This is a genomic window from Nocardia sp. NPDC050697 (genome assembly GCF_040654395.1).
Taxonomy (GTDB): domain Bacteria; phylum Actinomycetota; class Actinomycetes; order Mycobacteriales; family Mycobacteriaceae; genus Nocardia.
Genome location: NZ_JBFAHY010000011.1, coordinates 119,626 through 141,862 on the forward strand (window position 1 = coordinate 119,626; position 22,237 = coordinate 141,862).

Annotated in this window: 26 protein-coding genes; 14 read left to right on the forward strand and 12 right to left on the reverse strand. The window is 72.5% G+C overall.

Annotated features, from left to right (window positions below):
* Nucleotides 1-2 precede the first annotated feature (2 nt).
* Both AB0H71_RS30425 and AB0H71_RS30430 read right to left on the reverse strand, forming a co-directional pair.
* Nucleotides 3-566, reverse strand: a complete 564-nt coding sequence (locus AB0H71_RS30425) for a PIN domain-containing protein (RefSeq protein ID WP_357027733.1) — start codon at nt 564-566, stop codon at nt 3-5.
* Between the two features lie 2 nt (nt 567-568).
* Entirely contained in the window at nt 569-1,024 is a 456-nt protein-coding gene (locus AB0H71_RS30430) for an excisionase family DNA-binding protein (RefSeq protein ID WP_357027735.1), read from the reverse strand.
* Nucleotides 1,025-1,113: 89 nt separating this feature from the next.
* On the opposite strand from AB0H71_RS30430, the gene AB0H71_RS30435 reads away from it, so the two are divergent.
* The 3 genes from AB0H71_RS30435 (at nt 1,114) to AB0H71_RS30445 (ending at nt 3,507) form a co-directional block, all read left to right on the forward strand.
* Nucleotides 1,114-1,788 (forward strand): TetR family transcriptional regulator, encoded by a 675-nt coding sequence (locus AB0H71_RS30435; RefSeq protein ID WP_357027738.1) that lies wholly within the window; start codon nt 1,114-1,116, stop codon nt 1,786-1,788.
* 134 nt (nt 1,789-1,922) lie between these two features.
* The gene (locus AB0H71_RS30440) at nt 1,923-3,080 is read left to right on the forward strand and encodes an acyl-CoA dehydrogenase (protein ID WP_357027741.1); all 1,158 of its coding nucleotides are present in this window, start codon (nt 1,923-1,925) and stop codon (nt 3,078-3,080) included.
* Between the two features lie 184 nt (nt 3,081-3,264).
* Nucleotides 3,265-3,507, forward strand: a complete 243-nt coding sequence (locus AB0H71_RS30445) for a hypothetical protein (RefSeq protein ID WP_357027744.1) — start codon at nt 3,265-3,267, stop codon at nt 3,505-3,507.
* Nucleotide 3,508: 1 nt separating this feature from the next.
* On the opposite strand, the gene AB0H71_RS30450 is transcribed toward AB0H71_RS30445, so the two are convergent.
* Together AB0H71_RS30450 and AB0H71_RS30455 are read right to left on the reverse strand one after the other, a co-directional pair.
* Nucleotides 3,509-3,790, reverse strand: a complete 282-nt coding sequence (locus AB0H71_RS30450) for a GNAT family N-acetyltransferase (RefSeq protein WP_357027914.1) — start codon at nt 3,788-3,790, stop codon at nt 3,509-3,511.
* A 40-nt stretch (nt 3,791-3,830) separates the two neighbouring features.
* Complete coding sequence (locus AB0H71_RS30455) at nt 3,831-5,231, reverse strand: FAD-linked oxidase C-terminal domain-containing protein (protein ID WP_357027747.1); 1,401 nt, start codon at nt 5,229-5,231, stop codon at nt 3,831-3,833.
* 108 nt (nt 5,232-5,339) lie between these two features.
* Between AB0H71_RS30455 and AB0H71_RS30460 the strand changes: the two genes are divergently transcribed.
* Together AB0H71_RS30460 and AB0H71_RS30465 are read left to right on the forward strand one after the other, a co-directional pair.
* Nucleotides 5,340-5,642, forward strand: a complete 303-nt coding sequence (locus tag AB0H71_RS30460; protein ID WP_357027750.1) for a hypothetical protein — start codon at nt 5,340-5,342, stop codon at nt 5,640-5,642.
* A gap of 98 nt (nt 5,643-5,740) precedes the next feature.
* The gene (locus AB0H71_RS30465) at nt 5,741-6,205 is read left to right on the forward strand and encodes a GtrA family protein (protein ID WP_357027918.1); all 465 of its coding nucleotides are present in this window, start codon (nt 5,741-5,743) and stop codon (nt 6,203-6,205) included.
* A 22-nt stretch (nt 6,206-6,227) separates the two neighbouring features.
* Here the strand turns inward: AB0H71_RS30465 and AB0H71_RS30470 are convergent, their stop codons facing one another.
* From AB0H71_RS30470 to AB0H71_RS30480, 3 genes are read right to left on the reverse strand one after another with little or no spacing between them, the layout of a single operon-like run.
* Complete coding sequence (locus tag AB0H71_RS30470; protein WP_357027752.1) at nt 6,228-6,866, reverse strand: Type 1 glutamine amidotransferase-like domain-containing protein; 639 nt, start codon at nt 6,864-6,866, stop codon at nt 6,228-6,230.
* The gene (locus tag AB0H71_RS30475) at nt 6,866-7,699 is read right to left on the reverse strand and encodes a maleylpyruvate isomerase N-terminal domain-containing protein (protein ID WP_357027755.1); all 834 of its coding nucleotides are present in this window, start codon (nt 7,697-7,699) and stop codon (nt 6,866-6,868) included. The genes AB0H71_RS30470 and AB0H71_RS30475 overlap by 1 nt, the downstream gene beginning before the upstream one ends.
* Nucleotides 7,700-7,728: 29 nt before the next feature.
* Entirely contained in the window at nt 7,729-8,172 is a 444-nt protein-coding gene (locus AB0H71_RS30480; protein ID WP_357027758.1) for an HIT family protein, read from the reverse strand.
* 375 nt (nt 8,173-8,547) lie between these two features.
* On the opposite strand from AB0H71_RS30480, the gene AB0H71_RS30485 reads away from it, so the two are divergent.
* Genes AB0H71_RS30485 through AB0H71_RS30495 form a run of 3 tightly spaced genes read left to right on the forward strand, consistent with a single transcriptional unit; the run spans nt 8,548 to nt 11,401 of the window.
* Nucleotides 8,548-9,663, forward strand: coding sequence for a Re/Si-specific NAD(P)(+) transhydrogenase subunit alpha (locus AB0H71_RS30485; RefSeq protein ID WP_357027761.1), 1,116 nt, complete (start codon nt 8,548-8,550; stop codon nt 9,661-9,663).
* Complete coding sequence (locus AB0H71_RS30490) at nt 9,663-9,974, forward strand: NAD(P) transhydrogenase subunit alpha (protein ID WP_357027764.1); 312 nt, start codon at nt 9,663-9,665, stop codon at nt 9,972-9,974. The genes AB0H71_RS30485 and AB0H71_RS30490 overlap by 1 nt, the downstream gene beginning before the upstream one ends.
* Before the next feature lie 5 nt (nt 9,975-9,979).
* Entirely contained in the window at nt 9,980-11,401 is a 1,422-nt protein-coding gene (locus AB0H71_RS30495; protein WP_357027921.1) for an NAD(P)(+) transhydrogenase (Re/Si-specific) subunit beta, read from the forward strand.
* 24 nt (nt 11,402-11,425) lie between these two features.
* Here AB0H71_RS30495 and AB0H71_RS30500 read toward each other — a convergent pair whose 3' ends face one another.
* Nucleotides 11,426-12,613, reverse strand: coding sequence for an MFS transporter (locus AB0H71_RS30500; protein WP_357027766.1), 1,188 nt, complete (start codon nt 12,611-12,613; stop codon nt 11,426-11,428).
* Between the two features lie 111 nt (nt 12,614-12,724).
* Between AB0H71_RS30500 and AB0H71_RS30505 the strand changes: the two genes are divergently transcribed.
* Nucleotides 12,725-13,678 (forward strand): AraC family transcriptional regulator, encoded by a 954-nt coding sequence (locus AB0H71_RS30505; protein ID WP_357027769.1) that lies wholly within the window; start codon nt 12,725-12,727, stop codon nt 13,676-13,678.
* Nucleotides 13,679-13,704: 26 nt separating this feature from the next.
* Nucleotides 13,705-14,109, forward strand: a complete 405-nt coding sequence (locus AB0H71_RS30510) for a thioesterase family protein (protein ID WP_357027924.1) — start codon at nt 13,705-13,707, stop codon at nt 14,107-14,109.
* Here the strand turns inward: AB0H71_RS30510 and AB0H71_RS30515 are convergent.
* Both AB0H71_RS30515 and AB0H71_RS30520 read right to left on the reverse strand, forming a co-directional pair.
* Nucleotides 14,098-14,898: an SDR family oxidoreductase gene (locus AB0H71_RS30515; protein ID WP_357027772.1), complete on the reverse strand. Its 801-nt coding sequence runs from the start codon at nt 14,896-14,898 to the stop codon at nt 14,098-14,100. The two genes, AB0H71_RS30510 and AB0H71_RS30515, sit on opposite strands and share 12 nt — an antisense overlap.
* Nucleotides 14,899-14,908: 10 nt before the next feature.
* On the reverse strand, nt 14,909-15,397 hold the full coding sequence (locus AB0H71_RS30520; RefSeq protein WP_357027775.1) for an Lrp/AsnC family transcriptional regulator: 489 nt from the start codon (nt 15,395-15,397) through the stop codon (nt 14,909-14,911).
* 136 nt (nt 15,398-15,533) lie between these two features.
* Here AB0H71_RS30520 and pdhA point away from each other — a divergent pair, with 136 nt between their 5' ends.
* Genes pdhA through AB0H71_RS30535 form a run of 3 tightly spaced genes read left to right on the forward strand, consistent with a single transcriptional unit; the run spans nt 15,534 to nt 19,305 of the window.
* Nucleotides 15,534-16,646: a pyruvate dehydrogenase (acetyl-transferring) E1 component subunit alpha gene (gene pdhA / locus AB0H71_RS30525; protein WP_357027778.1), complete on the forward strand. Its 1,113-nt coding sequence runs from the start codon at nt 15,534-15,536 to the stop codon at nt 16,644-16,646.
* Nucleotides 16,643-17,617 carry an alpha-ketoacid dehydrogenase subunit beta gene (locus AB0H71_RS30530; RefSeq protein WP_357027781.1) on the forward strand — a complete coding sequence of 325 codons (975 nt, stop codon included), beginning with the start codon at nt 16,643-16,645 and terminating at the stop codon, nt 17,615-17,617. Before pdhA ends, AB0H71_RS30530 begins: the two co-directional genes overlap by 4 nt.
* 23 nt (nt 17,618-17,640) lie before the next feature.
* Entirely contained in the window at nt 17,641-19,305 is a 1,665-nt protein-coding gene (locus tag AB0H71_RS30535; RefSeq protein WP_357027784.1) for a dihydrolipoamide acetyltransferase family protein, read from the forward strand.
* Here AB0H71_RS30535 and AB0H71_RS30540 read toward each other — a convergent pair.
* Nucleotides 19,283-20,482, reverse strand: a complete 1,200-nt coding sequence (locus AB0H71_RS30540; protein ID WP_357027787.1) for a benzoate/H(+) symporter BenE family transporter — start codon at nt 20,480-20,482, stop codon at nt 19,283-19,285. The two genes, AB0H71_RS30535 and AB0H71_RS30540, sit on opposite strands and share 23 nt — an antisense overlap.
* A gap of 150 nt (nt 20,483-20,632) precedes the next feature.
* Between AB0H71_RS30540 and AB0H71_RS30545 the strand changes: the two genes are divergently transcribed.
* On the forward strand, nt 20,633-21,436 hold the full coding sequence (locus tag AB0H71_RS30545; protein ID WP_357027927.1) for a sulfurtransferase: 804 nt from the start codon (nt 20,633-20,635) through the stop codon (nt 21,434-21,436).
* Nucleotides 21,437-21,439: 3 nt separating this feature from the next.
* Here the strand turns inward: AB0H71_RS30545 and AB0H71_RS30550 are convergent, their stop codons facing one another.
* Entirely contained in the window at nt 21,440-22,144 is a 705-nt protein-coding gene (locus AB0H71_RS30550) for an HNH endonuclease family protein (RefSeq protein WP_357027790.1), read from the reverse strand.
* Nucleotides 22,145-22,237 lie beyond the last annotated feature (93 nt).

Here is a 22,237-nt window from a genome sequence, read left to right on the forward strand (position 1 = left end):
TCTCAGCGTCGGCGGCCCGCTCGGAGCGCCGCGACCGATTCGAGCAGGCCTGCCCGCTCCAGCGCGGCGAGCACGTCGTCGACGGTCTCCGGCGGGTTGCGCCTGGCGTCCGCGATCTGCTGGACGCAGGCCCAGACGACGCGATCGTCCACGGCGATCTGATCGAGCACGAACTCGTCGGGACCGATCGCGCGGACGTGCCACCGGGCCAGTTGCTCGTCGGGAAAATCGACCAGATTCGCGGTCACGATCTGCTGGGCGCCCGCCATGATCGCCGCGGCGACGACATGCCGGTCGTCGGGGTCCGGCAACTTCACCGCCTCGATGAGCGGCTCATGGTTGCGCACCAGGCAGTCCGGCACCGCCGCGACGATCAGTGCCCGCAGCCGAGTCAATTTTTCCGGTGCGATATCCGGTCGTCTGGCGGCGATACTGCGCATCGTCTCGTCCAGGATCTGTTCGGACCACCGCGCACGGACCATGCCGGTCCGCGCCAGCCGGATCATCGGATCGCGGAGAGTATTGCCGTACAGGACGTTGGCGTCGTAGACGACGACGAAAGGCATCGTCAGATGTCCAGTTCCTGGCCGAGGTCGGACAGCTCGTCGGCGGCGGCCCGGCCGATCGCCTCGCTGCGGCGGCGGTACTCGGTGAGGTCCTCGAACCGGACCCGGCGGTGCGACCCGACCAGGCGGAACGGAATCTCGCCATTCTCCAGCAGCCCGATCAGGTGGGGCCGGGAGACGTTCAGGATGTCGGCCGCCTGCTGGGTGGTCAGCTCGGCGTGCGAGGGCACGATCGAGACGCCGCGACCCTCCGCCGCCTGGGCGAGGACGAATCCCACGAGGTCGACCACCGCCCGCGGCAGCACCAGCGCTCCTGCACTCCCGATCTCGGCGGTGACCGCGATATCGGTGCTCTCCGGATGCCGGAGCAGATAGTCCCGGACGCGCCGCAGCGCCCGGGCGGCTACCTCGGCATCCACCTCACCCGGCTCGATGCGCTTCGCTGCGTGGGTCGACATGAGGCGATTATAGAGAGTAGTCGAAATATCCGAAACAAACGAAACAGCTGCAAACCGGCCGCGGCGGCGCACTCGATACGCTCGAGCTCGTGACCATCGACGAATCCGCGCGGATCCGCGCAGGCGCCGACACGGCGCGGTTCCGGCTCGCCGTGGTGGAGCAGGCGCTGCTGCTGTTCGCCGAGAAGGGGTACGAGGCCACGACCGTGGACGAGATCGCCGAGGCGGCGGGGATCTCGCGGCGGACCTTCTTCCGGCAGTTCCGGTCGAAGGAGGACGTGATCTTCGCCGATCACGAATCGCAGCTGGCGCAGGCCGCCGCCTTCCTCGACGGCTCGGACGGCGACCCGTGGGAGCTGGTCTGCACCGCGGTGGTGCAGGTGTTCGAGCGGTTCACCCAGTGGCGGGAGATCGCGGCGCGCCGGTACCGGGTGGTGCGGCAGGTGCCCGCGCTGCGCGAGCGCGAGATCGTCACGGTGTTCCGGTACGAGCGGCTCTTCACCGACTTCCTGCGCGAGCGGCTGCCCGAGGTGCCTGACCTGAGCCGGGTGCAGTTCACCGCGGCCGTCACCGCGACGCACAACTACCTGCTGCGCCGGATGGTGCGCGGCGAGTCCGACGCCGGCGCCGCCGACCTGCGTCAGGAGCTGGCCGCGATCCCGCGCGGGGCGCCCGGCGAGGAGCTGGTGGTCGCGGTCTTCCCGCGCGGCATGGCGCCGCGCCGGGTGGCCGACCTGGTGACCCGGCAACTCGGTAGTCTGTGACTCTGGTCACCATCACCGACTGTGCTGGCACTGAGTGCCACTCGCGAAGGCTCACTGGCTGAGCAACGCTCTATACTGAGAGAAAGTGTGGCACGCAGTGCCGGTGAGCACCGACAACCAGAAGTGGAGCCGTCATGGCGGGTAACCCCGATTTCGACCTGTTCAAGCTGGAGGACTTCCACGACGAGCTGCGCGCGGCCATTCGCGCGCTGTCGGAGAAGGAGATCACCCCGCACGCCAAGGACGTGGACGAGAAGGCCCGCTTTCCCGAGGAGGCGCTGACCGCGCTGAACGCCTCCGGCTTCAACGCGGTGCACGTGCCGGAGCAGTTCGGCGGCCAGGGCGCCGACTCGGTCGCCACCTGCATCGTGATCGAGGAGGTCGCCCGGGTCTGCGGCTCCTCCTCGCTCATCCCGGCGGTGAACAAGCTCGGCACCATGGGGCTCATCCTGAACGGCTCGGACGAGCTCAAGCAGCAGGTGCTGCCGGACATCGTGAACGGGGAGATGGCCTCCTACGCGCTCTCCGAGCGCGAGGCCGGCTCGGACGCCGCCTCCATGCGCACCCGCGCGAAGCGGGACGGCGACGACTGGGTGCTGAACGGCTCCAAGTGCTGGATCACCAATGGCGGCAAGTCCTCCTGGTACACCGTCATGGCGGTGACCGACGCCGAGAAGGGCGCCAACGGGATCTCCGCGTTCCTGGTGCACAAGGACGACGAGGGCTTCGTGGTCGGGCCGCTGGAGCACAAGCTCGGCATCAAGGGCTCGCCCACCGCCGAGCTGTACTTCGAGAACTGCCGCATCCCCGGCGACCGGATCGTCGGCGAGCCGGGCACCGGCTTCAAGACCGCGCTGCAGACCCTCGACCACACCCGCCCGACCATCGGCGCGCAGGCCGTCGGGCTGGCCCAGGGCGCGCTGGACGCCGCGATCGCCTACACCAAGGACCGCAAGCAGTTCGGCACCAGGATCGCCGACTTCCAGAACACCCAGTTCATGCTGGCCGACATGGCGATGAAGATCGAGGCCGCGCGGCTCATGGTCTACACCTCCGCGGCCCGCGCCGAGCGCGGCGAGCCCAACCTGGGCTTCATCTCCGCCGCCGCCAAGTGCTTCGCCTCGGACGTCGCCATGGAGGTCACCACCAACGCCGTCCAGCTCTTCGGCGGCGCCGGCTACACCACCGACTTCCCGGTGGAGCGGATGATGCGCGATGCCAAGATCACGCAGATCTACGAGGGCACCAACCAGATCCAGCGCGTCGTCATGTCGCGCGCCCTGCTGCGCTGATCCACCTCCCTCCGCGCTGATCCCCGGTACCGTTCGGGTATCGGGGTTCACGCGTGCGCGCGGCCGGATCCGAACTCAGGGGTGTCGGGCGACCGCGCACAGGAGGACGATTTCAGGCATGAGTGGGGTGGAAATAACGGACAGATATGTCCGGCGCACTCTTCCCGGCGGGCGGGTCGAGGAGGTGAGCTGGGCAGATCTCGCGGAGGTGCGCATCATCACCAGCACCGACGGGCCCTTCGCGGACGATGTGTTCTTCGTGCTGATCGGGGCGAAGGGCAATGGCTGCGCGGTGTCGCAGTCGGCGGGCGGCAAGTCGCTGCTGCACCGGCTCCAGGCGCTGCCCGGCTTCGACAACGAGGCCGTGGTGGCGGCGATGGGGTGCACCACCGATCACCAGTTCCTCTGCTGGCGGCGGTCGAACTGAGTCAGGACGCGACGAGGTCGCGGTACTCGCCGTGCGCGGCGATGAACTCGTCGACGTACCAGCAGGTGGGCCGCACGGTGAAGCCGTGCGCGCGGGAATCGCGCAGCGCGTACTCGACCACCTCGGCGGCGACCCCGCGGCGGCGGAACTCGGGGAACGTCACGGTGTGGTTGAAATCGCGGACGGTGCCGCGCTCGGCGTAGTCGGCGTACCCGGCCAGCACCCCGTCCACGTAGATCTCGAACCTGGTGTCCTCGGCATTGTGTTTCAACCTGGTGCTCATGGCCGGTAAAACCCCGGCGCGCACCCCGATGTTCCTGGCCTCACAGGATGGCACCCGGGTTGAGAATGCCGCCGGGGTCGAGCGCGTCCTTGATCCGCCTGGTCAGCGCCATCACGTCGGGGCCTACCTGATCGGGCAGCCACGCCTTCTTCAGCCGGCCCACGCCGTGCTCGCCGGTGATGGTGCCGCCGAGCGCGATGGCCAGGTCCATGATCTCGCCGAAGGCGCGGTGCGCCCGCGCGGTCTGCTCGGCATCGGCCGGGTCGTGCACGATGAGCGGGTGCGTATTGCCGTCCCCGGCGTGCGCGATCACCGAGACGGTCACCGCGTTGCGCCCGGCGATCCCGGCGATGCCGGAGACCAGGTCGGCGAGGCGCGGCAGCGGCACCCCGACATCCTCCAGCAGCAGCGGCCCGAGCCGCTCCACCGCCGGGATGGCGAACCGGCGGGCCGCGGTGAAGGCCTCGCCCTCCTCGGCGTCGGCGGTGCTGAAAACTTCGGTGGCGCCCGCTTTCTCGCAGGCGGCGACCATGAGTTCGGCCTCGTGCGCGGCGAACTCGCCCGGCGCGTCGGAGCGGGCGACCAGCAGCGCGGCGGCCGAGCGGTCCAGCCCCATGCGCAGCTCGTCCTCGACGGCATTGACCGCCACCGAGTCCATGAACTCCAGCATGGCCGGGCGCAGCGCGGCGGTGATGGCGAGGATCGCCGCGGTGGCGGACTCCAGGTCGGCGAAGCTGGCGACCACGGTGCTGAGCGGCGGCTGCGCGGGCAGCAGCCGCAGCGTGAGCTCGGTGATCACGCCGAGCGTGCCCTCGCTGCCGACGAAGAGCTTGGTGAGCGAGAGCCCGGCCGAGTCCTTGAGCCGCGGGCCGCCGAGCCGCACCGGCGTGCCGTCGGCGAGCACCACCTCCATGCCGAGCACGTAGTCGCTGGTGACGCCGTACTTCACACAGCACAGCCCGCCCGCGTTGGTGGCCGCGTTGCCGCCGATCGAGCAGATCTCGAACGACGACGGGTCCGGCGGGTACCACAGCCCGTGCTCGGCGACGGCCCGCTTGACCTCGGCGTTCAGCAACCCGGGCTGCACCACCGCGGTGCGCGTCACCGGATCCACGGTGATGCCGCGCATCCGCTCGGTGCAGAGCACGATCCCGCCCGCCACCGCGGTCGCGCCGCCGGAGAGCCCGGAGCCGGCGCCGCGCGGCACCACCGGAACCCCGTGCGCGCTCGCCCAGCGCAGCGTGGCCGCGACATCCGCGGTGGCGGTGGCCCGGACGACGGCGAGCGGGGTGCCCGCGCCGGGATCCTTCGCCCAGTCGTGGCGGTACCCGGCCAGCACGTCCGGGTCGGTGACGACGGCGCCCGCGGGGAGCGCGGCGATCAAGTCCTGTAGCTGCACACTCGCCACGCTAGCCAACCGAATCGGCGATTTCACCGGCATCGGGTTGGTGGTACGCCCGGTGCGGGGCCACAATCATCCGACAGGGGTCGCGGAGTTCGGAATCCGCGAGGGTCGTGGTGGTATTCAGCGCGCAGGAGGGATCTCAGCATGACCGCAACACCGGACTACCGCGAGCTCGTGACCGCGGTGATCGGCCCCGAGGTGGCCGAGGCGGGGCTGGACGACGAGACCGTGCGCCGCATCGAGGCGGGCGAGATCGACGACTGGCTGGCCGCGCTGGCGAGCTCCGGGCTCTTCGACAAGCCGGCGCTGGCCACCATCGGGGCGCAGTGGCGGCGAGACCCACGGCTGCTGGTGGAGCTGCTGCTGGCGGACGCCGACGATCTCACCCGGCGCAGGCTGGCCGCGCTGCGCCCGGCGGGCGGCGCCCGCAGCAGCCGGATCGGCTGACGCCGGGTTCGCCCGCCGCTCACCTGGGCGACACCTGCCGGTGGCATCCTGCGGGCGTGGGCGAACCGGCGGACCTCCGCGACGAACCAGGCACGGCGATCGATTCGGCCGTCGACGGCATCGCGGAGCGCTTCGGCCGCTGGTGCGAGCGGGTGGTCGCGCTGCTCCCGCTCGGCCTCGACCGGCTGATCCCGCCCACCTTCCTCGGCTTCGCGCTGATCAACAGCGGCACCTTCGGGGTGGATCTGCTGCTGCTGACGATCCTGTACGGCGGGCTCGGGCTGCCGATCTGGTTCGCGGTGAGCGTCGCCTACGCCTGCGCCTTCGGGCTGGCCTTCGTGCTGAACCGCACCTTGAACTTCCACTCGCACGCGCCGGTGGCCGGGCAGGCGGCGGTGTACACGGTGGTGGTGGTGATCAACTACGTGGCCTTCATCCTCGGCGTCGGCGGCGGGCTGGCCGCGCTCGGGCTCGACTACCACCTGGCCCGGATCCTGGCAGGCGGCTGCGAGGCGGTGTACATGTACAGCGCCATGCGCTGGGTGGTCTTCCGCAGGCGCTGAGCGCTGCGGGCCGGTCGAGGGCTCAGGTCAGCAGCTCGGGCGCGCCGCCGTCGACGACCACCGCGTCGTCGTCGGTGAGCGCCCAGTGCGGCCTGCCCTCGGCGCGGAAGCGCGCGGCGAGCCGGGTGCAGATGCCGTCCGGATCGGTCGGTGAGTCGACGTGCGGCACGATCGGGCGGTCGATCAGGCCGAGCCCGTCCCATTGCGGGTCGACGCCGGTGGCCGGGCGCACCTCGGCCGGGTCGTCGGCCTCCTCGATGCCGTGCAGGTCCGGGCTCAGCAGGCAGGCGCCCGCGCTGTACCCCGCGTAGACCAGGGCGTCGTCGGCGAGCAGCTCGGGCAGGACGGTATCGGCGCCGCTGCGGGCGAACTGGGCGCGCAGCACGAAGGTATTGCCGCCGCGCACCCAGAGCAGCGGGAACCCGGCCAGGGTGGCGCGCAGCCGCTCCGGCGCGCCCGCGTACTCGCGCAGATCCACCACCTCGGGGCGGAAGCCCAGCCGCCGCAGCGGCACCTCGTCGCTGGTCACCGCGGACTGCCAGGCGGCGGGCCAGGCATCGCAGGCATTCGGGATCAGCCCGACCCGCCCCGGCGTGCCGACCAGCTCCAGCAGCCGGTCGGCGTGCGCACCGCAGCGGTAGCTCGCCAGGAAGAGCCGCATCAGATGGTGAAGGCGAGCGCGCGCACCAGCCGCTCGCCGAGCTCGGTGTCGCCGCGCAGCGCGATCTCGCCGGTGTGCTCGGCGGCCGGGGTCCGGCCGCCGCCGAGCCGGGTGAAGAGCCCGGAGTCGAGCGCGATCGCGGCGTCCGGCGGGCCGTCCAGCGCGTCCACGTACCCGGCCCTGCCCCGCACCGCGACCCGCAGCGTGCGGGCCAGCGCGCCGCTCAGGTCGATCTCGATGCGCGCCCCCTCCGGCGCCTGCCCGCGCTTGACCAGGACCCGGGGAATCGAGCCGAGGAACTCCTGGAACGCTACCTCGCCGCGGCGGCCGCCCTCGGCCACGGTGACGCCGAGCGCGTCCGCGATATCGATCTCGTGCATCCAGCAGTCGAAGAGCCGCACCCGCATGAAGCGGCCGTAGCTCACCTCGCCGATCGGCGACGGGGTCTTGGCCGCCCAGGCCTCGTCGTCCAGCGCGCGCAGCGCGGCGGTGCGGCGCTCGGTGACCGAGGTGAAGAGTTCGCGCAGCCGGGCGGGGGGCAGCGGGCGCAGCCGGTCGACCCAGATCTCGTTGAGCACGCCGGTCTCGTTGCGCACGTGCGGCAGCTCGCGCACGTCGACCTTGGGGCGCAGCGGGTCGGCGGCGGGCGGGCGCTCGCCAAGTAGCCAGGACTCGGTGCCGATCACGTGCGCGAGCACGTCGAAGACGGTCCAGCCGGGCAGCGCCGTGGGGGTGCGCCAGCCCGGCTCGTCCAGGTCGGCGACGAGGCGGTCCAGCGCCTGCCACTGCTCGGTCAGCAGCTCGATCAGTTCGGCCCGTTCGGGTTCGCTCACCACTGTGCTCCCTCGTGGCTCGGTGCCGGTCATCGGTCCTCGCCCGCCGGATCGAGCGCGGCCAGCCCCGCGCGGATCGCGGCGGCGGTGGATTCGGTGTCGTGCGGGCGGCGCAGCAGGAAGCCGGCGGCGAACCGGGCCTTGTCGCCCGCGTGCCGCGGGATCACGTGCAGGTGCACGTGCCCGACGGTCTGGAAGGCGGCCTTCCCGTCGTTCAGCACCAGGTTCGCGCCGTCGGCCGCGAGCCCGCCGCGGCGGGCGGCGCGGGCCAGCCGGTGCCCGGCCCGGAAGACGGCGGCGCCGAGCTCCGGGTCCAGGTCGTCGAGCTCGGTGGCGTGGCGCTTGGGGATCACCAGGGTGTGCCCGCGGGCGATCGGGCGGATGTCGAGGAACGCCAGCACCTCCGCGTCCTCGTGGACGACGGTGGCGGGGGCGGTTCCGGCCACGATGGCGCAGAAGACGCAGTCGGTCACACCCAGCGACCTTACGGCGTACGAGCCGCGGGGGACACCCGGCCTATGACACGCGTCACTCGTGTCGGAACCCCGTGTCGTGGCGGTATTCGCCGACCGCGGGGGTACTGGCCGCCCGGCTGCCCTTTCCCGTCCGGTTTCACCTGCGGCGACGGTCGGCGGCGCGGATCGGCGAATCCCGCGAAGCCGCGGGCACCCGGAAGACGCTGCGGAAATGCAAATTTGTGAAACCGGCGAAACAACAGTTGCGAACTTCGCCACGTGATCGGCATCTCAGCTACGCTCACCGCGGTCCGGATACAGTTGCGAGGATTCGACCTAGCTTACTCGCCAGTAACTTAGGGATCGCTGCCAGCACGAGAAGGAAACTGACAAGTGGAGACAACGCAGAGCGCAGGCGACCCATCGCCGCGCGGCGCGCGTGTCGGGGTCGTACGTGAGACCGGCACGGGCGAGCGGCGGGTGGCCCTGGTGCCCAAGATCGTCCCGAGTCTGCTCGCGAAGGGCGTCGATGTCGTGGTGGAGGCGGGCGCCGGAGCGGGCGCGCTGATTCCCGACGCCGCCTACGTGGAGGCGGGCGCGACCGTCGGCGACCCCTGGTCCGCCGACGTGGTGGTGAAGGTGGCACCGCCCACCGACGCCGAGGTCGGCAAGCTGACCAGCGGGCAGACGCTGATCGGCTTCCTGGCCCCGCGCAATGCCGAGAACCAGATCGGCGCCCTGAAGACCGCGGGGGTGCAGGCCTTCGCGGTGGAGGCGATCCCGCGCATCTCGCGCGCGCAGGTCATGGATGCCCTGTCGTCGCAGGCCAATGTCGCCGGGTACAAGGCCGTGCTGCTGGCCGCCTCGGAGTCGACCCGCTTCTTCCCCATGCTGACCACCGCGGCGGGCACCGTGAAGCCCGCCACCGTGCTGGTGCTCGGGGTCGGCGTGGCCGGGCTGCAGGCGCTGGCCACGGCCAAGCGCCTCGGCGGCCGCACCACCGGCTACGACGTGCGGCCCGAGGTGGCCGACCAGGTCCGCTCGGTGGGCGCGCAGTGGCTCGACCTCGGCATCGACGCGGCCGGTGAGGGCGGGTACGCCCGCGAGCTCACCGACGAGGAGAAGGCGAAGCAGCAGCAGGCGCTGGAGGATGCCATCAAGGGCTTCGACGTGGTGATCACCACCGCGCTTGTCCCCGGCCGCCCGGCGCCGCGGCTGGTGACCGCCGCCGCGGTGGAGGGGATGAAGCCGGGCAGCGTGATCATCGACCTGGCCGGCGAGACCGGCGGCAACTGCGAGCTGACCGAGCCGGGCGAGATCGTCGTCAAGCACGACGTCACCATCGCCTCGCCGCTGAACCTGCCCGCCACCATGCCCGAGCACGCCAGCGAGCTGTACTCCAAGAACATCTTCGCGCTGCTCGACCTGATGCTGGTGGACGGGAAGCTCGCGCCCGACTTCGACGATCAGGTCCTTGCCGATTCCTGCGTCACCCGTGAGGCGGTCTGATGTACACCGAACTGCTCGCGAACATCGCGATCCTCGTACTCTCCGGGTTCGTCGGGTTCGCCGTCATCTCGAAGGTCCCGAACACCCTGCACACCCCGCTGATGTCGGGCACCAATGCCATCCACGGCATCGTGGTGCTCGGCGCGCTGGTGACGCTGGGCAAGATGGAGGACCCCTCGATCGGCATCCAGATCATCCTGTTCGTCGCCCTGGTCTTCGGCACGCTGAACGTCATCGGCGGGTTCGTGGTGACCGACCGCATGCTCGGCATGTTCAAGGGCAAGAAGGCCGCCCCGAAGGCTGGTGAGTGAGTCCGATGGACAATCTGGTCAATATCCTCTACATCATCTCGTTCGCGCTCTTCATCTACGGCCTGATGGGGCTGACCGGCCCGAAGACGGCGGTGCGCGGCAACTGGATCGCCGCGTTCGGCATGGGGCTCGCGGTGGTCGCGACGCTCATCGCGGTGCGTGACACCAGCAACTGGATCCTGATCGTCGGCGGCCTCGTGGTCGGCGTCGTGCTCGGCGTCCCGCCGGCGAAGTACACCAAGATGACGGCGATGCCGCAGCTGGTGGCGGCGTTCAACGGCGTCGGCGGCGGCACGGTCGCGCTCATCGCGTGGGCCGAGTTCCTGGACACCTCCGGCTTCTCGAACTTCAAGCACGGTGAGTCCCCGACCGTCCACATCATCGTGGGCTCGCTCTTCGCGGCGATCATCGGCTCGATCTCGTTCTGGGGCTCGCTCATCGCCTTCGGCAAGCTGCAGGAGATCCTGCCCGGCAAGCCGATCGGCCTCGGGAAGCTGCAGCAGCCGCTGAATCTGATCCTGCTCATCGTCGCGGTCGCGGCCGCGGTGGTGATCGGTCTCGGCGCGAGCGACGGCGGCGCCGAGTGGTGGTGGATGGTGCTGCTGCTGGTCGCGGCGGGCATCCTCGGCCTCATGGTGGTGCTGCCGATCGGCGGCGCGGACATGCCGGTCGTGATCTCGCTGCTCAACGCGCTCACCGGGCTCTCCGCCGCGGCGGCCGGGCTCGCGCTGAACAACACCGCCATGATCGTGGCGGGCATGATCGTCGGCGCCTCCGGCACCATCCTGACCAACCTCATGGCCAAGGCCATGAACCGCTCCATCCCGGCGATCGTCGCGGGTGGCTTCGGCGGCGGCGGGGCGGCGCCCGGCGCGAGCGGCGACGGCGAGCAGAAGTCGGCCAAGGCCACCAGCGCCGCGGATGCCGCGATCCAGATGGCCTACGCCAACCAGGTCATCGTGGTCCCCGGCTACGGCATGGCGGTGGCGCAGGCGCAGCACGCGGTCAAGGAGATGGCGGCGCTGCTCGAGGCCAAGGGCGTCGAGGTCAAGTACGCCATCCACCCGGTCGCGGGCCGCATGCCCGGGCACATGAACGTGCTGCTGGCCGAGGCCGAGGTCTCCTACGACGCCATGAAGGAGATGGACGACGTCAACGGTGAGTTCAACCGCACCGACGTCGCCCTGGTGATCGGCGCGAACGACGTCACCAACCCGGCCGCCCGCGAGGACACCGCCAGCCCGATCTACGGCATGCCGGTGCTCAATGTCGACCAGGCCAAGAGCGTCATCGTGCTCAAGCGCTCGATGAACTCCGGCTTCGCCGGCATCGACAACCCGCTGTTCTACGCCGACCACACCTCCATGCTGTTCGGCGATGCCAAGAAGTCCGTCGGTGCGGTCACCGAGGAGCTCAAGGCGCTGTAATCGCTCCGCCCGGAACGCCCCCGCTCACTCGCGAGCGGGGGCGTTCCGCGTGCCGGGGGCGACCACCCCCGCGAACCGGGAGCACACCAGCACCAGCACCAGCGGCACCGCGAGCGCGGTGGTGAGCGGAACCAGCGCGGTGAGCCAGCCGATGATGGCCGGTCCGGCCAGCAGGCCGACGTAGCCGATGGCGAAGACCCGGGACATGTCGGTGCCCGCCGAGCCACCCGAGCCCAGGTTGCCCGCGGCGGTGAAGATCTGCGGCACCCCGCCGGAGAGCCCGATCCCGCAGAGCGCCCAGCCCAGCAGGGTGGCGGGCAGCCAGCCGGAGAACACCACGAGCGCCAGCCCGAGCCCCGCCGTCACGCAGCCCCAGCGCACCACGAAGACCGGGCCGAAGCGGCCGCTCACCCGATCGGCCACCAGCCTGCCCGCGGTCATGGTGAAGGAGAAGGCGGCGAAGGCGAAGGCCGCGGTGGACTCGGTGGTGCCGAGGTGGTCGCGGACCTGCAGCGCGCTCCAGTCGGCCGCAGCGCCCTCGGTGAGCAGCAGGACGAAGGCGATGGCCGCCAGCGCGAAGACCTGAATCCGGCGGGCGCCGCGGTTCTCCGGCGCCGCGGCCGTCGGCTCGGGCTCGGGCAGCTCGCGCAGCAGCCGCGGGGCCAGCGCGGCGGTGAGCAGCAGGCCGGTGGCGGCGGCGAGGACGACGGTGAGCCGCAGGTCGAGGCCCGCGCGCTGGGTGGCGGCGCCGACCAGCGAGCCGAGGAAGCCGCCGGCGGAGAAGAGCGCGTGGAAGGCGGACATGATCGGCCTGCCGTAGGCCCGCTCGACATGCACCGCCTGGGTGTTCATCGAGACGTCGAGCGCGCCGTTGCCGAAGCCGAAGAAGGCCAGCGCGAGCGCCAGGGTGACCGGGCCGGTGGCGAAGCCGGGGCCGAGCACGCCGAGCGAGATGAGCACCGCCGCGGCCGCGACCAGCGCCCGGCTGCCGAACCGGTCGGCCAGCGGCCCGGCGATCCGCATACCGGCGATGCCCGCCCCGGCCAGCAGGAAGATGAAGGTGCCGAGCTGGGCGGGGGCGACCCCGGTGCGATCGGTGATCGCCGGGATGTGCACCACCCAGAGCGCGAGCAGGAAGCCGTTGAGCGCGAAGACCGTGAACACCGCGGCCCGCGCGGCGCGCACCGGGGGCGCCGGTGTCGTCGAGAGCACCGTTCCGACGGTACCGAAGCCCGGCCCGGCCGGAAAACCCTTTCCCGCAGCGCTGTTTCCGTGCCGCAATCGTGCTCGACCACGCGGTCCGGCGCCGTCTACCCTCGTACGGTGGACGCACTCGCCAGCCTGCTCGAGGGTCCCCGCGCCCGCGGCGCCTTCCTGATGTGCTCGCTGCTCGACCCGCCGTGGTCGCTGCGGATCCAGGACGAGGCGCCGCTCACCGTGGTCGCGATGGTGCGCGGGCACGCCTGGTTCCTGACCGACGACGGCGAGCGGCGGCGGCTCGGCGCCGGTGCCGTCGCGATCGTGCGCGGACCCGAGCCGTACACCGTCGCCGACGACCCGGAGACCCCGCCGCAGATCGTCATCCACCCCGGTCAGGTCACCAAGACGCCGGCGGGCGAGATCCTCTGCGAGACGCTGAGTCTCGGGGTCAGGCAGTGGGGCACCGATCCGCACGGCGCCACCGCCATGGTCACCGGCACCTACGAGTCGGTCGGCGCGGCCAGCCGCAGGCTGCTGCGCGCGCTCCCGCCCGCCCTCGTGCTCGGCCCCGGCGAGGTGGACACCAGGCTGCTCGCGCTGCTCGTCGACGAGGTCGCCGAGGACCGCCCGGCCCAGGGTGCGGTGCTCGACCGCGTGCTCGACCTGGTCCTCATCGCCGGGCTGCGCGCCTGGTTCGCCAGGGCCGAGGCCCCCGCCTGGTACCACGCCTACAGCGACCCCCTGGTCGGCAGGGCGCTGCGGCTACTCCAGCACAACCCCGCGCACGGCTGGACGGTCGCGGGGCTGGCCGAGGCGGTCGGCGTCTCGCGGGCGGCGCTGGCTCGCCGCTTCACCGAGCTGGTCGGCGAGCCGCCGATGGCCTTCCTCACCGAGTGGCGGCTGGCACTCGCCGCCGACCTGCTGCAGGAGAGCGACGCCACCATCGAGGCCATCGCCAGGCAGGTCGGGTACGGCAGCGCCTTCGCGCTGAGCACCGCGTTCAAGCGGCACTTCGGCGTCAGCCCGCGCGACCACCGGCAGGGCGCGGCGCCCGCTGAGCTATCGTCGGCCGGGTGACGCAGCAGTATCCCGTGCTCTGGCCGATGCCGACCCGGTGGGCGGACAACGACCACTACGGCCACGTGAACAACGTGACGTACTACTCGTACTTCGACACCGCCGTGAACGCCTGGCTCATGGCGGCGACCGGCACCGACATCCGAGCGCTGCCCGCGCTCGGCGTGGTCGCGCAGACCTCCTGCCGCTTCCACGGCTCGGTGAGCTTCCCGGACATGCTGCACGTCGGAATCCGGGTCTCCCGGCTCGGCAACTCCAGCATCACCTACGACCTCGCCCTCTTCCGGGAGACCGAGGCGGAGCCCGAGCTCGCCGCCACCGGCAGCTTCACGCACGTCTACGTGGACGGCGAGACGCGCAGGCCGGTGCCGATCCCGGAGGTCATCCGGGCCGCGGCGGCGACCATCGTGGCCGAGGAGCTACCCGCGTAGCGCGGCCTGGTAGCGGCGCATGCCGCCGATCCAGCGGTCGTAGTCGGCGCCCTTGTGCCGGTACATCTCCAGGACCTCGGGGTGCGGCAGGATCAGGAACCGCTCGGCCGCGACACCGGCCAGGATGTCGTCGGCGACCTGTTCCGGGGAGAGCACCGCGCCCGCCGTCGTCACCGCCTTGATCGCGAGCTGCCCGTCCGCCTCGGCGCCCTCCGGCACCATGCCGGTGTGCAGCAGCTGGGTGTCGACGCCCATCGGGCAGACGCAGCTCACCCGCACACCCTGGTCGCCGTAGGTCACCGAGAGCCACTCCGCGAAGCCGACCGCCGCGTGCTTGGTGACGGCGTACGGCGCCGAGCCCAGCTGGGTCAGCAGCCCGGCCGCCGAGGCGGTGGTCACGAAGTAGCCGCTACCGCGCGCCACCCAGCCGGGGACCAGCAGTTTGGCCGCGCGCACGTGCGCCAGCACATTGACGTCCAGCGCCGCCGCCCACTGCCGCTCGGTGGCGTCCAGCCCGCCACCGCCGCCGATCCCGGCATTGGCGAAGTACAGCTCGACCGGGCCGAACTCACGCTCGGCGGTCTCGATCGCGGCCCGGATCACGGCCTCGTCCGCCACATCGCCCGGCACCGCGACCGCACCCGCCCGCTCGGCCACCGCGCGCACCGCCGCCTCGTCCAGATCGACCGCGACCACCCGCGCACCGCCCGCCACCAGCCGGTGCGTGAGCGCCGCGCCGATGCCCGCACCCGCTCCGGTGACGACCGCGACCCTGCCCGAAATCTCCATGCCCCGCACCCTAGCCGGGCGGGCGCCCGGTCCGGGCCAGGCGGCGCAGCAGGGGGGTGCTGCGGGGGCCGACCAGTTCGCGCATGACCAGGGCCATGTTGGTGCGCTCGACGCCGGGGATCTTCAGGATCTGACCGGCGATCCGGTAGAGGTCGTCGGCGTCGGTGGCGACCACCCGGACGGTCAGGTCGGTCTCCCCGGTCATGCCGCAGACCTCGGTGACCTCGGGGACCTCGGCCAGCTCGGCCACCACCGGGTCGAGCCGGTGCTGATCCACCACCACCGCGACGAAGGCGGCGAGCGGGTAGCCGAGGGCGCGCGGCTCGACCCGGCGCTCCACGCTGGCGAGCACGCCGCTCGCCTCCCAGCGGTTCAGCCGGGCCTGCACGGTATTGCGGGAGAGGCCGAGCCGGGTGGCGAGCTCGACCCCGGTGGCGCGCGGGTTGGCCACGAGCTCGAGCAGCAGCCGGGCGTCGGTGGCATCGAGGGAACTGGACATGCGACGCAGTATGACACCGCGGCAACCCTTCAGATTGCGCATTCTGCGCAGTCGTGTCGCGGGCAGTTGCGCGGATCGCGTGATGGTGGATGCTGTGTGATACGGCTCACAAGGCCCGCACGACAGGAGGCGGTACATGTCCGAGACACCGCGCGAACGCGCGTACCCCGTGCAACTGGTCCAGCCCGACGGCAGGCGCGTGCTCGACCCCGAGTACGCCGCGCTGGTCGCCGATATCGGCACCGCGGAGCTGCGCGAGCTCTACACCGACCTGGTGATCGCCCGCCGGATCGATACCGAGGGCACCGCGCTGCAGCGGCAGGGGCAGCTCGGGCTGTGGGCGCCGCTGCTGGGGCAGGAGGCCGCGCAGATCGGGTCGGCGCGGGCGCTGCGCCGCGACGACTACGTGTTCTGCAGCTACCGCGAGGCCGGGGTGGCCTGGTGCCGCGGCGTCGATCCGGCCGAGATGACCCGGCTCTGGCGCGGGGTCGCGCACCACTGCTGGGATCCGGACGCCGTCGGCATGACCAACCCGGCCATCGTGGTCGGCGCGCAGGGGCTGCACGCCACCGGCTACGCCTACGCCGCGCACCTGGACGGCGCCGAACTCGCCACCGTCGCCTACTTCGGCGACGGCGCGACCAGTCAGGGCGATATCGCCGAGGCGCTCGGCTTCGCCGCGAGCTGGGCCGCGCCGGTGGTCTTCTTCTGCCAGAACAACCACTGGGCGATCAGCGCGCCGGTCCGGGTGCAGAGCGCGGTGCCGCTGGTGCGCCGCGCCTACGGCTACGGCATGCCCGGCATCCGGGTGGACGGCAACGACGTGCTCGCCGTGCTCGCGGTGACCAGGCAGGCGCTGGCCAGGGCGCGCTCCGGCGGCGGCCCCTCCTTCATCGAGGCGCTCACCTACCGCATGGGCCCGCACACCACCGCCGACGACCCCACCCGCTACCGCGCGGCCGCCGAGGCCGACGAGTGGCGCGGGCGCGACCCCCTCGACCGGGTGCGGCGGCTGCTGGAGCGGGAGTCCGGCTGGGATGCCGAGTTCGAGCGAGCGGTCGCCGCGCGGGCCGACGCGGTGGCACACCGACTGCGCAGTGCCACGCTGGCGATGCCGGACCCGGCGCCGGAAACACTGTTCGACCATGTCTACGCCACTCCGCACGCCGAGCTGGAGCGGCAGCGGCGGGAGTTCGCGGAGTACCTCGCCGACGAACCCGGCCCGGCGCAGCAGGGAGCACTCGCATGATCACCACCTTCGCCGCCGCGCTGAACGCCGGGCTGCGGGCCGCGCTCGACGACGACCCGAAGGTCGTGGTCATGGGCGAGGACGTCGGCAGGCTCGGCGGCGTCTTCCGGGTCACCGACACGCTGCAGAAGGACTTCGGCGAGCACCGGGTGATCGACACCCCGCTCGCCGAATCCGGCATTGTCGGAACGGCTTTCGGCATGGCGCTGCGCGGCTACCGGCCGGTCTGCGAGATCCAGTTCGACGGCTTCGTCTACCCGGCCTTCGACCAGATCGTCTCGCAGGTCGCCAAGATCCACTACCGCACGCAGGGCAAGGTGCGCGCCCCGCTCACCATCCGGATCCCGTTCGGCGGCGGCATCGGCTCGGTGGAGCACCACTCCGAATCGCCGGAGGCGTACTTCGCGCACACCGCCGGGCTGCGGGTGGTCGCGCCGAGCACGCCGGAGGACGCCTTCCACATGATCCGCCAGGCCGTCGCGCTGGACGACCCGGTGCTCTTCTTCGAGCCCAAGCGCCGGTACTGGGACCGCGCGGAGGTGGATTTCGACGCCGCGCCCGCGCTCCCGCTCGACCGCGCCCGGGTCTGCCTGGCGGGCGACGACATCACGATCGCCGGGTACGGCGGCACCGTCGCCACCGCGCTGAAGGCGGCGGAAATCGCGGCGGCCGAGGGACATTCGGTGGAGGTGCTCGACCTGCGCAGCCTGAGCCCGCTGGATCTGGACACCGTCGCGGCGTCGGTCGTGAAGACCGGGCGGCTGGTGGTGGTGCACGAGGCGCAGGTCTCCGGCGGGCTCGGCGCCGAACTCGCCGCGCGGATCTCCGAGCGCTGCTTCTACCACCTGGAATCCCCGGTGCTGAGAGTCGGCGGATTCGACATCCCCTACCCCCCGGCTAAGCTCGAGAAACACCACCTGCCCGACGCCGACCGCATTCTGGCCGCGGTCGACCGCTCCCTCGCTGCCTGAATCGCTCCGTGAGAGGTGTCCCCGTGAACGATGCCGCCGTTCGAGACCCCGCCACCCCCGGTCCGGTGCTGGAATTCCGGCTACCCGACCTGGGCGAGGGGCTCGCCGACGCCGAGCTCGTCTCCTGGGCCGTCGCGGTCGGCGACGAGGTGGAGCTGAACCAGGTGATCGCCGAGGTGGAGACGGCCAAGGCGGTGGTGGCGCTGCCCTCCCCGTTCGCCGGGGTGGTCGCGGAGCTGCTCGCGCAGCCCGGCGAGACGGTGCCGGTCGGGTCGCCGCTCATCCGGGTGCGGGGCAGGGGCGAGGTCGTTGCGCCGGTGAAATACTCGGCGCCGGAGCCGGATTCGGCGCCGCAGGGTGGCGTGCTGGTCGGGTACGGGCCGTCCGGGGATGCCGAGACGCGGCGCAGGCCGCGCAGCGCCGCCGAGGCGGCGGGGGCCGCCGCTCGCGCGGTTGCGCGCGAGCACGCCGCGACGTCGCCGGGCCGGGACGCGGCGGGCCGATCGCCCGCTCCGGGCGGCACCGGCTCCGCGCCGGACGCCACCGGCGGTGCGGCGCTCGGCGGCATCAAGGGTCTCGGCGCCATCAAGGGCACAACGCCAGGCGGCAATGGGGGCTCGCCGCCGGGCGGCAATGGGGGCGCGGCGCTCGGCGGCGCCGGGGGCGGCTCGGCGCCGGGCGGGCGGCCGTCGGCCGTGGCCGGTGATATCGCCAATTCCGCTGCCGCGCAGCGGAGCCGCTCGCCGCTGGGCGGTGATCCCAAGGCCCGCCGCGCGGCGGCGACCCCGGCAGCCCGCAAACTCGCCAAGGAACTCGGCATCGACCTGTGGTTCCTGGCCGGTTCCGGCCCGGAGGGCGCGGTCACCGTCGAGGACGTGCGCGCCGCCGTCCCGATCTCGCAACCGCGCCGCGCGCCCGGCGCCGAACCCGCCGCGGCCGAACCGCACGTCGCCTCGGACGCGCGCACCGGCGTCATCCGCCCGGTCTCCCGAGAGACCCGGACGCCGATCGCCGGCGTGCGCAGACGCACCGCAGCCGCCATGGTGGTGAGCGCGCGGACCATCCCGCAGGCGGGCGCCTCGGTCACCGTCGACTTCACCGCCGCCATGGAACTCCTGGACCACCTGCGCAATACCGCCTCGTTCGAGGGGCTGCCACTCACCCCGCTCACCCTGGTGGCCAAGGCGACGCTGGTCGCGCTCGGCGACTTCCCGGACATGAACGCCTTCTGGGACGACGCCAACCAGCAGATCGTCACCAAGCACTACGTGAACCTCGGCATCGCGGTGGCCACCGAGCGCGGCCTGCTAGTCCCGAATCTCAAGGAGGCGCAGACCCTTTCGCTGCGCGAGCTGTGCCGGGAGCTGAGCTGGCTGGTGGAGACCGCGCGGGCGGGCAATGCCGGGACCGCCGATCTGCGCGGCGGCACCTTCACCATCACCAATGTCGGGGTGTTCGGGGTGGACAGCGGGGTGCCGCTGGTGAATCCCGGCGAGGGCGGGATCCTCTGCCTCGGCGCGGTGCGCAAGCGGCCCTGGGTGGTCCGCGACGAACTGGCGGTGCGCTGGGTGACCACGCTCGGCGTCGCCTTCGACCACCGCATGATCGACGGCGACACCGGCGCCCGCTTCCTCGCCGATATCGCGCACCTGCTGGAGGATCCGCTCACCCTGCTGAGCCGGGGCTGACGTCTTTCCTCGTGAGCACCGCGCGGGTCAGCAGCCCGGCCAGCAGGGCCCAGAACGCGGCGCCCACCCCGAGGAAGCCGACGCCGGAGGCGGCGATCAGGAAGGTCACCACACCGGCCGTGCGGTGCTCCCCATCGGCGAGCGCGCCGGTGAGGGAGGCCGCGAGGGTGGCGAGCAGTGCCAGCCCGGCGACCGTCTCCAGCACCCCGGCGGGCGCCGCCGCGACCAGCGTCACCAGCGCGGCCGAGCCCGGGGCGAGCACCAGGTAGCAGGCACCGGTGGTGCAGGCCGCGATCCAGCGCCGCGCCGGGTCCGGGTGCGCGGCGGGCCCGGCGGCCAGCGCCGCGCTGATGGCGGCCAGGTTGATGGCGTGCCCGCCCGCCGGGGCGCCGAGTACGGTCCCGATGCCGGTGACGGTCATGGCGGCGCGCCACGGCGCCCGGTACCCGAACGAGCCGAGCACCGCCGTCCCCGGAATGTTCTGCGAGGCCATGGTGACGATGTAGAGCGGCACCGCGAGCCCGATCACCGCCTGCCAGCTCCAGTGCGGCCGGGTCAGCTCCAGGGCCGGGATCATCGCACCGGCCTCCAGCGGGGTGTGCCGCACCGCGATGGCGATGGCGGCGCCGACCGCCGCCGTGCCGAAGGCCGCGAGCACCGCCCAGCGCGGCGCGAACCGGGTGAGCACCAGCCACACCGCGATCACCGGGAGGACCACCGCGGGCGAACTCCGCACCGCCTCGACCGGCGCCAGGCACAGCGGGACCAGCACCCCGGCCAGCATGGCCTGCGCGATCGGCACCGGGATCGCGGCCACCAGCGCGCCGAGCCGCCCCCACAGCCCGGTCAGCACGATCAGCGCCCCCGTCAGCACGAAGGCCCCGACCGCCGCGGGCCAGCCGCCCGCCACCGCGCCGGTGCTCGCCAGCAGCGCCGCGCCCGGCGTCGACCAGGCCAGCGTGATCGGCATCCGGAACCAGCGGCTCAGCAGCAGCATGCCCACCGCCTGGGTGACGCAGAGCGCGGCCAGCCCGGAGGCCGCCTGCGCCGGGGTCGCGCCGACCGCGGTGATCCCGGCGAGCACCACCGCGAACGAGCTGGTGAAGCCGACCAGCGCGGTCACCACGCCCGCGCCGATGGGTTGCGCCGGATTCACCGGCTCTTCGGGACGGTCCACCTCCGGCATCCTGCACCCCGGCGCCGCGCGTGTCCGTAGCCGGTCCCGCGGAACTGGCCCGTTTCCGTACACCTTCGCGCGCTATGGTGTGCGGATTCCCACGCAGTGACGCGTGACCGGCGACCGTGAGGAGCTGTGGTGAGCGGGGTATTGATCTCGCCGTCCGACCTGTGCGCGAAGGTGGCGGAAGGGCAGGTCCGGCTATTGGATGTGCGTTGGGCGCTCGGGGATCCCGAAGGCGCGCAACAGTATTCGGCGGGCCACATTCCGGGCGCGGTCTTCGTCGACCTGGATATCGAGCTCGCCGCCCCGCCGTCGCCCGCCCGCGGCAGGCACCCGCTGCCCGACCTCGGCTACCTGCAGCAGTGCGCGCGGGGCTGGGGGATCCACCGGGGCGATGCCGTGGTGGTCTACGACGCCACCGGCGGCCTGGCCGCGGCCCGCGCCTGGTGGTTGTTGCGCTGGGGCGGGATCGCCGAGGTGCGGATCCTGGACGGCGGGCTGCCCGCCTGGATCGCCGCCGGGCAGCCGGTCGCGACCGGCGCCGAGGCCGAGACCCCGCGCGGCGACGTCGTGCTGACCGCGGGCAACCTCCCGGTCATCGATGCCGACGCCGCCGCCGACTGGCCCGGCGCGCTGCTCGACGCCCGCGCCGCCGAGCGGTTCCGCGGCGAGACCGAGCCGATCGACCCGCGCGCCGGGCACATCCCCGGCGCGGTGAGCGTCCCCACCGCAGAGAACCTGGACAGCGACGGCCGCTTCCGCCCGCTCGACGACCTGCGCGAGCGCTTCGCCGGGCTGGACGGGCCGGTCGCGGTGTACTGCGGGTCCGGGGTGACGGCGACGCACCAGATCGCGGCGCTCGCCGTGGTCGGGATCGAGGCGGCGCTCTACCCGGGCTCCTGGTCGCAGTGGGCGCACGACCTCGAGCGGCCGGTGGCGACCGGGGGCTGAGCGCTACGGGCAGCGCTCGGCGATCCTGTGCAGCGCGGCGCTGTCGGCGGCGGTGAGCGGGAGGTCGTAGTCGGTCGCGACGGTCAGGTACTTGCCCGCGTAGAAGCAGTGGCTTGAGGTGGCCGGGGGGAGCCACTCGCCCGGCGTGCCGTCGCTCTTGGCCTGGTTGGTGGCGCCCGCGGTGGCGACCAGGTTGACGGTGACGTCGTTGGCGAAGCGCACCCGCAGCGGCTGCGGCCAGCCAACGGCGCCGAGATCCCAGGCGGCGGCCAGCGGGAAGACGTGGTCGATCTGCACCGCCCGCGCGTCCGCCTTGTCGAAGGTGATGTGGGTGCCGGTGTACGGGTCGTCCAGTGCGCCCGCGATGACCACGCAGTCCCGCGTGCCCGGGCGGAATCGCACGGCGGTGAGCTGGGCGGCGAGCACGTTGTTGCGGGTGTCGCAGCCGTCGCGGCCGCCCGGCGCGTCGCTGGCGTCGGTCCAGGATTCGCCGAAGACGCAGCCCTGCCCGTCCTTGCAGCCGCGCTCGTAGCCGCCGGGGTGCGGGCGTTCCGGCACCACCCGCACCCGGTCCAGCAGCTGCTCCAGCTCGACGCGGGTCGGGCTGCCCGGAGCGGGCGCGTCGGGCGGGCCGAAGACGGCACAGCCGGTCAGCACGGTGCAGGCGGCGGTGAGGGTGACGAGCAGGCGGAGCAGCGGCGCTGGCATGAGCCCACCTGTACCGCGCGGCACCGACACGCTCCGGCCCGCACGTGCGGCGGCTGTGGATGATCTGGACGCGCCTCGGCCGGTTCGGCCGGC